The 16,288-nt window shown below is 46.2% G+C and carries 6 protein-coding genes; all 6 read right to left on the bottom strand.

Features of this window, described 5'->3' with window-relative positions; all coding sequences use genetic code 11:
* Positions 1-32: 32 nt before the first annotated feature.
* The 6 genes from SMSP2_RS14190 to SMSP2_RS14165 all read right to left on the bottom strand — a co-directional run bounded on the left by SMSP2_RS14190 (position 33) and on the right by SMSP2_RS14165 (position 16,272).
* The gene (locus SMSP2_RS14190; protein WP_146684682.1) at positions 33-2,216 is read right to left on the bottom strand and encodes a carboxypeptidase-like regulatory domain-containing protein; all 2,184 of its coding nucleotides are present in this window, start codon (positions 2,214-2,216) and stop codon (positions 33-35) included.
* A 10-nt stretch (positions 2,217-2,226) separates the two neighbouring features.
* Entirely contained in the window at positions 2,227-5,268 is a 3,042-nt protein-coding gene (locus SMSP2_RS14185) for a glycosyl hydrolase (RefSeq protein ID WP_146684681.1), read from the bottom strand.
* 18 nt (positions 5,269-5,286) lie between these two features.
* Entirely contained in the window at positions 5,287-6,675 is a 1,389-nt protein-coding gene (locus SMSP2_RS14180) for an acetylxylan esterase (RefSeq protein WP_146684680.1), read from the bottom strand.
* Positions 6,676-6,786: 111 nt separating this feature from the next.
* Positions 6,787-11,259 (bottom strand): carboxypeptidase regulatory-like domain-containing protein, encoded by a 4,473-nt coding sequence (locus SMSP2_RS14175; RefSeq protein WP_146684679.1) that lies wholly within the window; start codon positions 11,257-11,259, stop codon positions 6,787-6,789.
* Between the two features lie 146 nt (positions 11,260-11,405).
* Positions 11,406-13,865, bottom strand: a complete 2,460-nt coding sequence (locus tag SMSP2_RS14170; RefSeq protein WP_146684678.1) for a glycoside hydrolase family 95 protein — start codon at positions 13,863-13,865, stop codon at positions 11,406-11,408.
* 13 nt (positions 13,866-13,878) lie between these two features.
* Complete coding sequence (locus SMSP2_RS14165) at positions 13,879-16,272, bottom strand: glycoside hydrolase family 95 protein (protein WP_186804759.1); 2,394 nt, start codon at positions 16,270-16,272, stop codon at positions 13,879-13,881.
* Positions 16,273-16,288 lie beyond the last annotated feature (16 nt).

Below are 16,288 nucleotides of genomic sequence, written 5' to 3'. Positions count from 1 at the left end.
GGAGCCATATATTATTTAGCTTTAACACTTATTCAATCGAATTTAACTGTTGAATTAAGACCTTCTTTTATTGTAATTTGCTTTTTAGCCTGTGTCTTTCCGCTAATAACGAGAACGAACTCCCGCGGGCCGACCGGCAGTCCTTCAAAAACAAACCTGCCGTCATTTCCGGTGCTTGCAAATCGAGTCAAACCGGTATAGACAACAGCACCCTGAACGGGGCGGGAGTTTGTATCTGTAACAATTCCGCTTGCCTGCCCTGTGCCGGTTAGTTCTATGAGTGTCCGGCTGTACCACTGCCTTGCCTGCTTGAGAGTCTCAGTTTCCATTAGTGACCAGTCGGGGTTATGATTTCGAGAACCGGTAAGTACATGTTCGCATGGAAAGCCGTATTTCTTGTTGTAAGCCTCGAATAAATTGACATATCCGGAGTTTACAATAAATGTTGATCTGCCCTTAATCCTTGCAAACCGCTTGATGATATTGCCGTCAACCCGGTAATCATCTTCTGTAACGTTGTATGAATACTTTCGCATGTGTACATGCGGTTCAAGCGGCATATCAAAACCGTCATAATGGAGCCACCCCAGCCAGATATCGGCAATCTCATCATCGTAACGGCCCAGGAACGCCGTCCCCTGTCCGCCGCGAGAATAACCTGTGAGTATCATCCTGGCCGGATCGCCGCCCATTTCACGGCTAACCCAGACTGCCACTTTTTTCATATAGGCTACAGTCTGTTTTACGTCGCCCAGCGCCCTAACATGTGAATTCCCGTCAGGGCTGATACAGGGCAGACCTATACAGATAGCCTTGCCATTCGAAACACCGTAGCCTATGGGAGAAGACTCGGGCCTGCCGCTGGAGATATCACCCCAATAATGTTCAAAAGGATTACCCGGGATATCCATTATAACCGGATACTTACCGCCGGGCTGCCAGTTAGAGGGCAGAAAAACCGAATGGTAAACTCCAGTGCCGGAAAATTCTTCAAACTGGTATTTAACATTGCAACCTGCAGCAGGCTTCTTGTTAACCATGGGCGGCAGATGAAGGAATTGACGGTACTCTTTGGTATCCGGTCTCTTGTCGAAATAACTCTCATCCACCTGTCTATCTGCAACTTTTGATTTTAAATGGTCAACATGCGCCTGTTTATCCTTGTCAATAACCGCATACCCATACGATACGGAATCAACATAATCATACTTACCATCACCGGCAAGGACGTAATTATCAGAAAGGCAAGTTGCAAAACCGTCTATTTCGAGCCTGGCGGGACTTTGTTGATTTCCTTTGATATGAACGGCCCCTGAAAATTCATCAGCATCCGGTGTCATTGTTCTGTTTAAAACTACCGTACTTTCGTACAGACGAACTCCGCCAACGGCATTTTTGATATACATAGCACCGGCTCCCAACTTCGCTTTGTTGGAGACTATATTGCACTCGCAGAACAAGAGCCGGCAGTCAGAGGTTATATCTATATAAACAGCGCCGCCGAAGCCTGCATCAGCGGAATTACGGCTGAATGTCGAATAGTGAAACTGCGGAGAGCTGTTTCCCGTAATCCTTACAGCACCTCCGCCGGCCTTTAGGGCGACTATTCTGTTATCAGAAAAAAGACAGTACATGAAAGAGACATTTGAGTTATGGATTACTGCCGCAGGGCCTCCGTCTGCGTTTACGTTGCCGGTAAAAAGGCAATGTTTAAAACTGACATCTCCGTCACAATCAACAACTCTCATGGCGGAAGCATTGCCGGAAGGCGAGCGAATTCCCTTTAAGACTAAACCGTCAAGCCGGACATTCCTACACCCTGAAACTGTTATCAGGTCAGATTTTGGATCTTTTACCTGAAGAACTGTCGCATTATCAGTAGTCAGAAATGGATCCCTCTGCGACAATTTATCTTCACAGCCCTTGAAACCGCCGAAGACGTACATTCCCTGAGTGATAACAACAGGAGCAATTTTGTATGTGCCGGCGGTTATCCACAGCTCGGCATGGCCTTCATTTTTCACAGCCTTTTGTAATGCTCCATAAGCCGCATCAAAACTACTGCAGGCATCCTCCCAGCTGCTCCCTTCTCCGCATCTATTCCTGCTGCCGTCCAGGTATATTATTGTAGTTGCTTCTTCACCGGCAACTACCTCAAAACAGGTGACTGATGCCAACAGGACAAATATTTGCAATATTAAGACTAACTGTTTCATTTTACCGTGACTATTGAACAGAATGGTTAATTTGAATATTCGTATAAACCTTCAATTCAACCGGACCAATAAGACCTGATTCGACCAGAGGAGAGTCAGCAGTATAGTGCTTCCAGGTAGCAAAAGTATTGCGTTTATGTTTGACCGCCGCCTGTTCCGGATTTCTGAGCCAATCAGGAAAGACTTCAATTCTGCCTTCTGTAAACTTGCTTCCGCCAACCTGATATGTATAATCTATCGGTATGTCTTGATCACCAATAAGCCTGTTTATCCATCTATTGGCCACCTGTATGGTGACTGTGTTCTCACCGGCCTTGAGCAGCTGAGTAACATCAGCTCTAAACGGCTCTTTCCATACTATAACAGGTTCACTGCCGTTTACACTGATTTGAGCAATATCGCATACCTGTCCCAGATCGAGCAAACAGACTTCATCCTGCTTGCGGAAATTTTCAGGCAGATCGAGTCCGGCCTCATATTCGGCAATACCGGAATAATATTTAACTCCCGTTTCAGGGTGACCTGTCCATGATATCAGCGAGTCCAGCACAATCTTGGGCGGTGCTCCGCGCCCGTCAAGGAATCTCACCTGCCACGGGCCTGATACGGCAATTGAATCGGAGGGCTGATCAACAATAAACTTTCCAGTCGTGTTATCAGAATAATGAACGGTCAATTGCTTGCCGGAATCAGCCAACAGCAGCTCATTTAATTTCATTAAATCGTCCGGCTTTACAGATGTAACCCACTTTTCAGGGGCTGGTTTTCCAAAAATAACAAAAATTGAACCCCGGGGAGCCAGTGTCAGGGGAACATGGGTTGAGACTTTGTCAAAATTATAAATACCGGCATCCCATATCCTGCCTGAGGCAGGATCCCACAATTCCGGTATTTTACCCGTAACACGGAACTGAGAGTTGAATGAGACGAGCTCGTCCGTCTGGTTTGATATGAAATATATGTCCTCAAAGTCAGTCTTTCGATGGGTGTAGATAAGAGTATCATCTTTTGCCTGTGTAAACCTGACATCAGGAGTCAAGCCAAGCTGTGAGACGACATTCTCAAGCGATGTTCTTGAAAACATTTTACCCTTGCCCACAGATTTTACCGTCTCTTTCTTCTCATCAAGTCCTTCCCACAGATCGGAGGCTAACTGCTCGAATTGGGTTCTTGCGTAGAGGTAATCTTTCAAGCCGGGAGGTGCAGCAGGACGATCGCCAACTGCAACGGCACCCGATTTAACAAGACGATGAATATTTTTCAAAGCCTTAAGTGTCATAAAAGGGTAGTCAGGCAATACCAGGATTTTAAAGGACGCGCCGCCGGGAATCGTTATCTCTCCGTCGCTGTACTGCATCTGTTCCAGATGTTTGGGATAAAATGCAATATAATCAAAGCCTTCAGGAGTTTTCGTCATTGAAAGAGGATTTTGATACAGGATATCATCGTGAAAAAGAAAACCAATATCGGTAACCGTCCTGCCCTGCTGGAGGAGGAATTGCGAGCGTGAAAGATAATCAATCCATGCAGGTACAAATTTCCACCAGGAATTCAAGCGGCCAAAATGCGTGCCGTAGCGGCCCATCGTAAAACCCGGCTCGAGATATGAATAGGGCTGATGGATATAGGTATGGAAGATAAATCGGTTGATGCCCGCAGTAAATGCACAGTCACCGGCTTTCTTTAAGGAATAAGGGGTGTTCTGCCACTTAGCATAATCGGGAATCGCAGTAAAGGCCTCAGCGCCGACAACCTGGCGGCCATAAAGGTTTGCAGATGAGGCGGACAGTTTCATCAATGGAACACGTTTAGTGTAATTCCGCAGCCAGAATTCATTCATGGCTACATCAACATATTCATTACAGAAAAACGGGTTCAAAGGGCCGCCCTGCGACTCAGAATAGAGTATCAATTTATTCTGATGCGCCAGACGCTGCATGACCGCGTAATAACACTCGGCCAGTAACCTATCTATCGTGCGCCGAAAGTCATAGAGAACAGCTTCTGATACTGCCTGTGACTCGATCACCCTGCCGGTCAGCACAGGCAGGTACGGCATAAGGTCGTAGCCGTTTATTTTTTCAAACTGGGCCGGAAAACTTTGGGTCCAGTTCTGATATCCACCCTCGAAACTATCGAACAGAAGACCCTTAAACGTCTTACCAAGGTGCGGCCTTGCATCTGTAATAATTCTCGAGAGTGCCTGGTTAAATTGAAATTCCACCGCCTGTTTATCGAATTTATCAACTTCAAGGCCATGACCTTCGGGTACCGCCGGGTGATTGGTAGAACCGGTCGTCGTAAACCCGAAACGAATGATCACCCACCTGCCTTCGGGGATTTCACATGAAAGGACGCCATCCTCTGTTAAATTTTCTGATAGATTCAGGACGTTTTCGGGGCTAATAGCTTTCCTGTCAGGCTCATACAACGATTTATCCGGTCGTTTGAGCGAAGATCTTGAAAAACCAATCTTTGTTTCCCAGTCCTCAAGACGGTATTCATTGCCTTTATCGGAAGGAACGGCAAAAACAGCCACATCCCGGTAGAACTTGTACTTAGAGGACTTGCCTGTAAGCTCAGGATTCTTCAGCTTTTCCTTAAAGACCGCCGGGCCGCTCACCTCCTGTTCACTCCAAACGATCTTTTTCATAGATTTTTCCGGAGTAATCCATGGCCCTCCGCTGGCAGACCAGCCCGGACAGTTCATAACGTGAAACTCAAGCCCCAGGCTCTCGGCTGTATCAATAGCGTACTGAACATGCTCGTGCCACTGATTTGTGCCGTAACGAATCGGCCCTTCGGGCATATAGAGTTCCAGATCAAAAAGCTGGACACCTCCGATGCCGACCCGTTTCATGTCCATTAAATCTGCCTTAATACCTTCTTTGGTAATACTTCCATTGATCCAGTCCCACCAGACAAGCGGTTTTGCCATTTGAGGTGGTTGATGAAATCCGGCTTCCAGCGAGACGGCCGGCGACTCACCGGAAAATACAACAACGATAAAACATGACATCAACAAATAAATGGCCTGAATTCTAATTTTCATGTTTAATATTTCCTTTCTTTATTTATTTCTCATCTGTCGAACATGTTTGAGTACGGCAATACGGACTGCTTTGTCTGCATCTTCTGAAGTAACATGCCCCGTATGTAGATGGTTCATAATATTTTTATCTCCGGACAACTGATTGTACGCGGCATAAACTCCTGTTGGAGGACAACTTCGGTCAATAAATCCAACAGTGAAAAACGCATCGGCTTTGGTTCGGGTCGCGAAATTCATTGCATCGTAGTAACGAACAGCCTTCATAACATCAGAATCCGGTTTGCCGTTTGCATCCACAGGAATCAATTTTGGCCATCCGTTAATACGTCCGGCTGCTATGCCGGTGTGATCGCACAGTGCAGGAATCTGGGCGGCAATAAACGTAACACGAGAGTCCAGCCCGGCAGCGGCAATCGCCTGTCCGCCGCCCTGGCTGCGACCGTTAGCAACCAGGATTTTGCCGTCCCACTCGGGTTGTGATGCCACTATATCCGTTGCACGCATAAGACGAATGAACAGTTCACGGAAGAATAAGGTTTCCCGTGACTTTGCTCCACGCATATAATAGCGTTTGAGCTCATTTTTATATAGATTGGTATAAAACGACCGCGGCTGGCCGTTCGGCAGACCATGCGCATTAAAATCAATGGCAACAAACCCCTCACGAGCCCACCCCGCAACACTGCTCATTCTGGAGCTGGCTACTCCTGCACCATGGCACAGGACGGTTGCGGGCAAAGAAGCGGGTTTTGCTCCCACTGGTTTGGCAAGGTACGCGGAAAGGTGAATTCCATCAAAACAGTCCGCCTGTACATCATATATTTCCAAATCCGAATAAGCCGAGTCCACCAGAGTCATTTTGAGGTTTATTTTAGAATCGGCTAATCTCTCCTTCTGAGAAGCCCAGAACTCATCAAAATCATCCGGCGGCGGCATGCTTGGGCCGATCTTTAGCGGATCAACCGCAGCTGCTGCAAAAGAACTGAGAATACGGTTTTCTTCCGGCACCCGAAAATCCACACGGCCATTAAGAAATCCCGGTTCACTAAGCACAGCAGAGGTAAAAGCTTTGCCATTAGTAATCACAATATCTTCCTCATGTATATTCGGAGTAATTCCATCTTTAGATATACGCAAATGGATTTTGGCGCTGTTTACCGGCTGTCCTTTTCTGGTCAGCGATATATTAAAACCAACCCGCTCTCCCTGCTGGTAAAAGGCCTTAGGACGATCTGTTTCAATCGTCAACACATAATCCGACGGAGGCCGCGTATCTCGTGCCGTTGATGTAATTATTATTAATGACAAGTTCAACCCCAGAATCAGCCAGAGACCGATAATCCCTCGCCGTCTATGCGTTGATGCAGACTGAGTAAGCCCGAGAAGAATCAACAACAGCTTATTCATAAATACTAACTCCTGGTTTAAAACAACTTTATATACTATACTTTACATATCCAAAATAAAAAACAACTATGTTTTACGCAAATAAGCAGCCATTTTGCGAAACAAATGTTTTTATGGAGCAATATGAGACAAATCCAGGTAATTAACACGGCAATCCTGATTTAAGTCTCCCACAGGCGTGCATAGACAATATGGAATACTAAGCAAATCTATTACATCGACACTGAGCCAGTCTGATGCAAGTATATGTATGTAATCTAATGTGCTGAATTGACCATATTTTCCAACCCAGTCAATATTGCCTAAGCTGCCAATTCTCAGATCTACAGTTCTTTGAGATGGAATAAACTCATAACCTGCTTTTGAAACCATCAGCGTTTGAGGGCCGCCGAGAACATTTTCTATATTGTACTTTCCTTCTGAGCCTGTAACAACAGAAGCCGATCCGCTGCACATAACCTCTACACCAAGAATACCACTTCCGTCAATATCGGCCACCCTTCCGGAAAGTGTTGTGATTTTTCTGGCATCAAGAGTACGTATTTCAGATATTGTATGGTTTCCGGCCATATCCACCTTGTCAAAGTAAAAGCTGAATTCGTTGGCATCTGGAGATAACATCGTTGAAAATTCGAACGGAAAGATCTCATCGGTTACTTTATGCCACGGACCGCCATCCAGGGAATATCTCATTACCACATAATCAGCATCACCACCTTCATGAAAGTGAGCCTTGGCATCGGTGTAACAGTAAGCCTCGGTCAATTCCGGTCCAAATGAGATAATCATCCCAACCATCTTGCCAAAAGGTTCACTTGTTCTGGAAAGGCTCTCTGGAGTAAGGGTGTATTTCGGTTTACCAAATATCTCTCTGTGAACCTTGCCGGTTTTGATTTCGACGTTTTCGATGACGAGAACGGTCAATCCGCTTGCGGCAACATTCACCGTTAAAGCTCCTTCAGAAAGCAATTTAGCTTTTTGAGGCGCATTTTCCTCCCATACTTTGACAGTATGTGTTGAGCTGAATCCCACGCGGTCAGGATTTAGGGTCACCGAGACATCAGTCAACGGATCAAAAGACTGATTTGACAGAGCCAGATAAAGATTGCCATTACCATAGCCTGCTATATAGTTGATTTGCTCGGTATTCAGCGAAATCAGATTTCTTGGCAGCCATAGAATGACATCCTGATCTTCATAAAACCGGCCACTGTCATGCCCCCACAGATTCTGCCTGCCGCCAGCACCCTTGTCTTGTATATTTCGCCTTGGAAAATCAACATTACCATTAGACTTCGTGATCACATCATTGACCATAAAGTCAATTGCGTATAAGAAATACATATAGTGATGCCAGGGATGCACAGAGGTAAACGTCATGTACTGCAGCGGGTGCATTGGATAATCATCCTGTTCGTAAACCAGTGAATGATCGATGGTAGAAAACTGCTGTCCAGGCCAGTTCGCCCATCTACCCACAGCCCCCCACCGGGCAAGTGATTTCAGGAAGTCATCGTCAAGGTTCCCGCTGAGTCGCAAAAGCGGCCCGGGGAATTCGCTAAAGGTGAATGCCCGATAGGTCATTGGCTGCATTCCGGTAAACGCCGGCCGCCAGGCAGGAACCTCCTGCTCTGGTGCATACATGGGCTCTGGAGGATCAAAGCCCCAGGCAGCATGTCGTCCATAGGTATGATGGTGTATCGGTGCTTCATTGTTGATATCTACTATTATATTTGCATCGGGTACACGCGGAGAAGTATTTAACGTTGTCGTAAAATTATAGGCATACTTTTCTGCCTCTTCCAGGAAGTTGGGATCAGCAGTTTCGTCATAAATCTCCAAAAATTTCTGGAAATCGTAAATATGATAAGGATTGCTTATTGTGTAATATGCCCCGTCAATCGCATAATCAAGTTCGGCGGGATCACCCCAAAGCCTATACCACTCTAAAGACTGCTCGAAACGAGTGTACGCAGCGGTGTAACCTTTTTCGAGCGAGTAGGTTTTGAAAGCATCTGTCCTTGCTCCGGTCATCCAGTAAAGATGCCCCAGGTCAATTCCGGACATGAACGGGCCATCCATGTTATTACTTATAGCCATCATATCGTTATAGTTATAATTATACGGCTGAAAACCCATTTTTTCACGGGAAAGACAGTACTCGACCTGCGGAAGGGCACGATTCCAGAACAGCTCTTCGTCATCCGTAACGATAGCTGCATTGATGGCAAAAAGACCGCCTAATATCTTAAAGGCAGCGGGCTGATCAATATAGTATTCATTGCATTTCTGCTCTGTGTCCCACATATTGTAATTTTTGTAAGCCGGATCAAAGAAGTCATAAGTCGGATTGCCATTGGCATCGTGATTGGGGCCCTCATTAATATCATGGCCTGTGCCGTGACCGACCAAGGCATAATCTCTTAAATTGTCCAAAAGTTTATTCATCGAACCAGGCCCTGAGTTATCACGCTGATCTCTAACGTTATAGATATTCTCGGCTATACTTCGATAGACATCCTTCCACTCAGCACCATCAACAATCCACAACTGACTGAAACTGAAACTCTCACCTACATCCAGATAGCTGTCTGTATCGGTAGGAGTGCCCTCACCCCAGTTGCCTGAGCCATACTGCGCTCCCATCTGTGGAGCAAATATGATAGGCTGGGCATTCCCCTCCGGGTTTCTAATACCTAATGCGAACTCATATCTTCTGTAATTTGGTACCCAAAATTTCTGAAAATCGGGATTCACAGCGACTGCACACGTCACCCCATTGTCTCTTACAGCAACTGCCGGCATAGGTGCCGCATGTTCAGGAGTAGATTTCGGCTCATCCGGAAATATCACAGAACCTCCATCCGGCGGGTCGATATGTTTTCTTCCCCACATTGTCGGTTGGGGCAGCAGCTCCATTGTGGCAGGATTCACCTCTGGAGCACCGGTGTAAGCTGTCATGAACCAACCAGATGACGAGGCTGTAATTGTATAAAATAGCGCCGGCTCATTGTAATCTGTTGACATATCAACCCATGCTTCTAAAACAAATTTCGAGTGTGTTGGAAATGACCAGACAATAGTGTCCTCAATCACTTTAACACTATTTGCCTGTAGAACATAATTTGCACCCGTGCTGAATGGATTCTGACCAGTTGCCCAGGAAGCATACTGCATATATTCTGGTGTTAAACTCGGTTGGAAGGTACTGTGTATCACGGTAAACTCAGAAGAAAAATCCGCTGTCACTCCGGATTCTTTATCCTCCAGCCTTAAACCCATATCTGGTAACAACATAATCCGGTAGTCAGTGTTTTCTATTAAACCGGATATGGTAGTAAAACTTACCACTTCACCGGGCCATGTTTCTCTCGTGCCGGAATTGACCTCGTCAACACACCAGTAATAAATCTGTCCCTGCTCAAAATCGCCTACAACCACATCATAAGGTGATATCTGATAACCTTTGTCGGCAGCCGGTGCCCTATTGTTTACATCATCAAAACTTGTACTGAAATATACATGATGTAAATCTGCTTCCAGCCCGCCTTGCCAACTCAGTTCCGCCGAAAGGTTAGTCTCAAGCCCAACAGGGCTCAGGTCATAAGCTGCAAAGGGGTTATAAGAATCAGCATATAAAGTTGTTTTGCCCGCAATAGGTGTATCATAGCTTGCAAAAATATCACCCAGACCGTCCCAGGCAACAATATAACCGGCAGAAACATAGCTGTTTATCATCGATTCGACATCGCCCTCGATGATTACCGTCCCCCCTCTCATGTCCAATTTTGCCGATATGGCCGAAGAATTTATCTGTAAACTATTGATATTGATTACCCCGCCGCCACAAATTACAAGCGCATTTGTTGTTGATGCCCCGCTCGAATCGCTGCCGAGATACATCGTTTGGGCATTGACAGTGCCGCCGGTCATATTCATTGTAAACGTACCGCCCCGACCCGCATAAAAATTCCTCCCCGCTGTAATCGTTCCACCGCTGAGATTTACCGTCGTAGTCCCCTGCATAAGATCACCGCCTGAGCTTTTACCGAAATCGTAGTCCAAAACATCTATCAGACCGCCACTTATATTGATAGTAGCAACACTGTCAACCCCTTGGGCAACACAGAAGAAACGCTGTGCCGTGATCGTACCGCCCAATACTTCAAGCACACCTTCATTGCCCCCATGAGTTCCGGCCACTTCGACATCGTAGAGTTCGGTCGTGATAGTGCCGCTTTTAAGCCTGCATATACCTTTACCATTATAACCAATATTTAAAAACTGATTGCAAACAAGATCACCCCCGTCAATAAGAATAGAGCCCTCTGTTCCGGCATTATTACCTATCGACAACCGTATCGGCTCATTAGCCATAATTCCCGAACCGATAATGCACTCTTGCGGGCCATTGGGCTCGCCAATATCAACCGCCGGATACGCGGTCGGCCCGGCGTTGCCGGACCAATTACCAGGTGTTTGCCATTTCTGGTCCTTACTGTCATTATCCCAGTAAACAGCCGCAGGTACATTAGCTTGGAAGTAAACAAACAACAATAGTAATAAGACACTTTTTTTGGGCATAATACTTTTCCTAAGGAATTTCTGTAACAGTTACCTGCCTTTTCTTTTGATTACGGCAAACGTTAAGATTTGTATAACAAGAGTAAATATTTTTTTCATAGTCTGGTTTTCCTTTGTTCAATGTATCGGCTTAAATACATCAAATTTTAAATCAATTTCAGACTTTCATTAAACTTGTAATTTTTTCCGGGCTCAGTCTTAAGTTTTATTATCTTGTCGCCATAACGCACCCGGCAATCCTTGCCGTTAAGCGACTTAATTACTGCTTCTGTAAGTTTGCCATCATCCCAGGCAATATCCACTTCAAAACCGCCGCGGGCACGCAGCCCCTTTACATAACCTTTCTTCCAAGCGCTGGGGTGCGCGGGCATTAGTTCAATATAATCTTCATGGCTTTGCAAGAACATCTCTGCCATACCTGCGATACTTCCGAAGTTGCCTTCAATTTGGAAACAGATGGTATTTCCGCCTTTTCGGGGATGTGAGTCGAAAAGATTATAGAAAGTTGTCCTTTCAAGCTGTAACTGGAGCTGCTGACGTGCAAGTTCGCCGTCTTTTAATCTTGCAGCCAAGTTCAATGCCCAGGCCCTGCTCCAACCTGTCCAGCCGCCGTTATTGTCAAGCCTGCGAATCAGCGATTTCTTTGCCGCTTCTGCTAATTCAGTAGTAGTCCTCGGAGTTATCGAATAGCCCGGGGCTACTCCGAACAAATGCGACATGTGGCGATGACCTGGATAGACCTCGTCATAATCGAAAAGCCATTCCTGCAACTGGCCGAATATGCCGATCTGGTATGGCGCAAGATCATCAAGCGCGGCCTTCATCTGTGATCTTAAGCCTGGATCGACACCGAGAATTTCGCCGGCCTTTATGGTATTTTCAAACAGGTCCCTGATGATTGCCAGACTCATCGTAACTCCCATATCCGAGTGTCCCCTGCTGCCATCCGGATACAAAAACTGATTTTCCGGTGAATATGCAGGGCCGGTTAAGAGCCAGCCGTTTCGGGGATCCTTTACCATAAAATCTAGATAAAAAAGTGCATTTTCTTTCATAAAAGGATAAGCATGTTCGGCAAGATATTCTTCATCACCTGTAAAGGCGTAATGCTCCCAGAAGTGCTGAGACAGCCAGCCGCCGAAATCCTGCCAATTTGATGCTGCAGTTTTAGGGCCCCATATTGTCATTCCATTAACTACCATTCCCCTGCAGCCGTATGAAATGTCTGCTGATTTACTGGCAGCATCGCTAAAACCTTCAACGAAATCAAGCAGCGCACGATGACATTCGCTAAGATTACAGGTCTCTACCGGCCAATAGTTCATCTCTACATTTATATCTGATGTATGTCCGCCAAACCATGGCGGCAGGAGGCTGTCATTCCAGATACCCTGCAGGGCCGGCGGCATGGTGCCAGGTCGTGAGCAGGCTATCATCAGATACCTGCCGTACTGAAAATATAATGCGTATAGATCCGGGTCACGTTCCATATCTTCTGGAACACGGCAATCTTTTATTCCTAACTGATGTGCAAGAACACGCTTATCTGTCGGCATCTCAGCATTGCGGCTTGTTCCCAGATCAATATCGACGCGTCTGAAAAGGCTTTGGTGGTCTTCAACGTGCCGTTGGAGCAGTTCATCAAAAGACTTCCTTGAAACCGAATCCATATGGCTGCACGCTATATCATCGGGATTTTCATGGTTATAATCGGTTGCCGCGGTTACATACAGCACCGCAGAATCGGCATCTTCTACCTCAAATCCCTCCGGAATTCTTTTAACATTGCCCCCTTGAGCAATAACCTGAAAGTGAGCTGTGAATTCTACCCCATCAGGGTCTGCCTGTCCGCTAAAGCTGAACCTGCCCGGAGAGATAACTCTAATCACCGGGTCAGGAGGACGGGTAATGCTTTCAACCTTCGCACCAAGCTCGGCATCATAGCGGTACATATCAGCCTTAACATCTATTCTGCGGGTCATTTTAGTATTAAATGATATTTGCCCCGGTTTATCAGCGGTAACACGAACAACCATAACCTGATCCGGATGACTGCAGAATACTTCGCGGGTATAATTTATGCCGGCACTATTATATTTCACCGTCGCAACCGCACGGTCAAGATCAAGATCTCTATAATAATCGCTCGGCAGTTCACGAGTGCTGCCGAAATGCAGATACAAATCTGCCAAAGGTTTATATATATGGCGAGAACGGCTTGTGCCTTCTATCTTTTCTTTGCGAACATCAAAATCGGGGGAAATTTCTACATTTGAGGTATTAACCTTTTTTGCTTCATGGGGTTTACCGGCGAAATAAAGCTCCCGCTGTTTCTTGATCACCAACTGATGGACATTTGTAGCTTCTTTAGGGACAGGAGTACCGGACCAGATGCTCTCCTCATTCAAGGAAATCCTTTCCCTGTCAATCCCCCCAAATACCATTCCCCCGATACGTCCATTACCGACCGGCAGGGCCTCTTCCCATTCGCGGGCGGGATACCTATACCATAGCTTCCAATCTCTGGCAAAGGCACTGGCCGGCATCAAGAAAAAAAATGAAACTGCTCCGAATAATCCTATTATGTACAGCTTTTTGGTGGTCATAATACTGTTCCTTTTAGAATGTTATTTTCAAACTACTATCAAGATTATAATTCTTGCCAATTCCTGTATCAAACCCGATAATTTTCCCACCATAGCGGAGACGACATCTACCCCCATACTTTGAACTTATCGCAGCTTTACTCAATTTTCCGTTTTGCCAATAGATGTCAACTTCAAAACCGCCGCGGGCGCAAAGCCCCTTAACATACCCGTCTTCCCAATATTTCGGCAATGCAGGCAGCAGATGTATTTCTCCGGTATGGCTCGCAAGAAGCATTTCTGCAACCGCATTGGCGGCACCAAAGTTTCCGTCTATCTGAAAAACGGCTCCATCGGCCCGGTAGTGATTGTCTAACAGGTTGTCGAACATACAGTTTCGCATTTGTGATTTCAGAGCCTTATATGCCTGCTCTCCGTCCTCCAGTCTTGCCCAGATATTGGTAAGCCATGCAGCACTCCAGCCGGTCCATCCGCCGCCATGCTCTAACCGCCTTTCTAAAGTTTTTCTCGCTGCTGCCGCCAGCTCCGGTGTCCCGCGCAGCGTTATCTGGCTGCCGGGCTGGAGACCATAGAGATGAGAAACATGTCGATGCCCCGGTTTAGCTTCCTCGAAATCCTCAAGCCATTCCTGCAGCTGGCCGTATTTACCGATCTGCATAGGAGCGAGCCTGCTTCTTTTTTCTATCAGCTCTGAGCGAAACTTTTGATCTACTTTAAGTATTTCTGAAGCATAGATACACTGGGTAAATATATCCCGAATTATCTGATTAGCCATTGTCGGCCCCATGGAAACGGAAGCTTTTTTATCAGAATCAATCCCGCTGCCTTCGCGTCCGGCCCGGGCCAGATGGTCGGGCTCCGGCTCTTCTCCGGGTATGATGAACATGTTTTCCGGTGAGATGGTCGGCCCTGATACAAGCCAGCCATATTTGGGATGTTCGACAAGCAGATCAAGGTAGAACTGGGCTATCTCTTTCAGCCGCGGATATGCTCGTTCGGCGAGGAATTCCTTGTCCTGTGAAAATAGATAATGTTCCCATAGCTGCCGGCATGCCCAGCCGGCCCCTTCCTGCCACAAACCCACCAGGCCGCTGCGCATTTCAGAAACTGCCCAAATATTTGTACAAGAGCTGAGCACAAAACCTCTGCATCCATAACGTTCTTTGGCGGCAATACGGCCGTATTTTGTGCACCTGTCGATGAAATCATAAAGCGGCTCGGCCAGTTCAGCAAGATTGCAGTTTTCCACCGGCCAGTAATTCATTTGCGTATTGATGTTTACATGATAATCAGAAAACCATGGCGGATCGAAGAGCGGATTCCATATCCCTTGCAGATTAGCCGGTAAAGTAGCTGGTCTTGAACTTGCGATCAAAAGGTATCTGCCGTACTGGAAAAGAAGTGCCGCAAGGTCAGAGTCATCTTTCATTTCTTCGGTATCTTCTTTGATCAGCTTGAGCCTTTCATCTGTCGGCAGCAAAGAGACCTCAGTTGTTCCCAGATCAAGCCTTACACGTCTAAAAAGCCTCTGATGATCAGCGATATGGTCTTTTCTGATTTTTTCATAACCGCGTGACAAAGCCTTGTCTATCTGCTTTTGACAGATTTCCATATAATCATCATGGTAATATGAAGTATTTGCCGTTAAGTACAGCACAACTGAATCAGCCGCAGTGATTTTTATTTTATCATTTTCAGTTTTTACGCTCCCGCCGGTTAAGACCACCCTGGCCAGTGCCCCAAACTTGACACCTCCGTGTTCGCATTGCCCCTTGAGGGAAAGGGTACTGTCATCTATTGCTTTTGTAACAGCACGGTGCTGACGAGTTAATTCTATTTCACAAAATATCTGATTCGGTTGATCACCTTTAAGAAAAACCACCATTACCTGATCGGGATAGCTGCAGAAAAGCTCACGGGTGTATGTGCCATTAACGGTATCGAATCGCGTAGAGGCAATGGCGGTATCGAGGTCGAGCTGACGATGGTATTTCTGAAAATTCTCAATTCCCTCAAAAGTAATCTTCATATCCCCCAATGGCCTGTAACTTCCAAAACGTGGATCATTCTTTATAGTCATCGTTTTCTTAGCAAGGTCTTGGGCTTCTCTGTATTTGCCATCAAAGATCAGCTGTCTGACTTGAGGAAGGTTTTCCAGCATTTGAGGCATGGGTTTGTAATACCCCTGACCTGCCCAGATACTGTCTTCATTTAACTGAATGAGTTCCTGATCAGCTCTGCCGAATACCATTGCACCGAGCCTGCCGTTACCAACCGGCAGAGCCTGAGACCACTGCTTTGCAGGTTCATCATACCATAGTTTCAATTCACCTGCCTCAAGAATTACGTTAAAACTGATTACAATTATAACGTAGAAAGACACTGCTTTAAAAGATTTGTTTTCCATAAACATTTTATGACCT

The sequence above is a fragment of the Limihaloglobus sulfuriphilus genome (genome assembly GCF_001999965.1).
Classification (GTDB): domain Bacteria; phylum Planctomycetota; class Phycisphaerae; order Sedimentisphaerales; family Sedimentisphaeraceae; genus Limihaloglobus; species Limihaloglobus sulfuriphilus.
Note: the sequence above shows the minus strand (reverse complement) of the source record. Positions and strands in the feature narration are given on the sequence as shown.

Excerpts from the sequence above, each read along its gene's own strand:
- SMSP2_RS14175 (WP_146684679.1), bottom strand. The coding sequence starts at position 11,259 with ATGCCCAAAAAAAGTGTCTTATTACTATTGTTGTTTGTTTACTTCCAA.
- SMSP2_RS14170 (WP_146684678.1), bottom strand. The coding sequence starts at position 13,865 with ATGACCACCAAAAAGCTGTACATAATAGGATTATTCGGAGCAGTTTCA.
- SMSP2_RS14185 (WP_146684681.1), bottom strand. The coding sequence starts at position 5,268 with ATGAAAATTAGAATTCAGGCCATTTATTTGTTGATGTCATGTTTTATC.
- SMSP2_RS14190 (WP_146684682.1), bottom strand. The coding sequence starts at position 2,216 with ATGAAACAGTTAGTCTTAATATTGCAAATATTTGTCCTGTTGGCATCA.
- SMSP2_RS14165 (WP_186804759.1), bottom strand. The coding sequence starts at position 16,272 with ATGGAAAACAAATCTTTTAAAGCAGTGTCTTTCTACGTTATAATTGTA.
- SMSP2_RS14180 (WP_146684680.1), bottom strand. The coding sequence starts at position 6,675 with ATGAATAAGCTGTTGTTGATTCTTCTCGGGCTTACTCAGTCTGCATCA.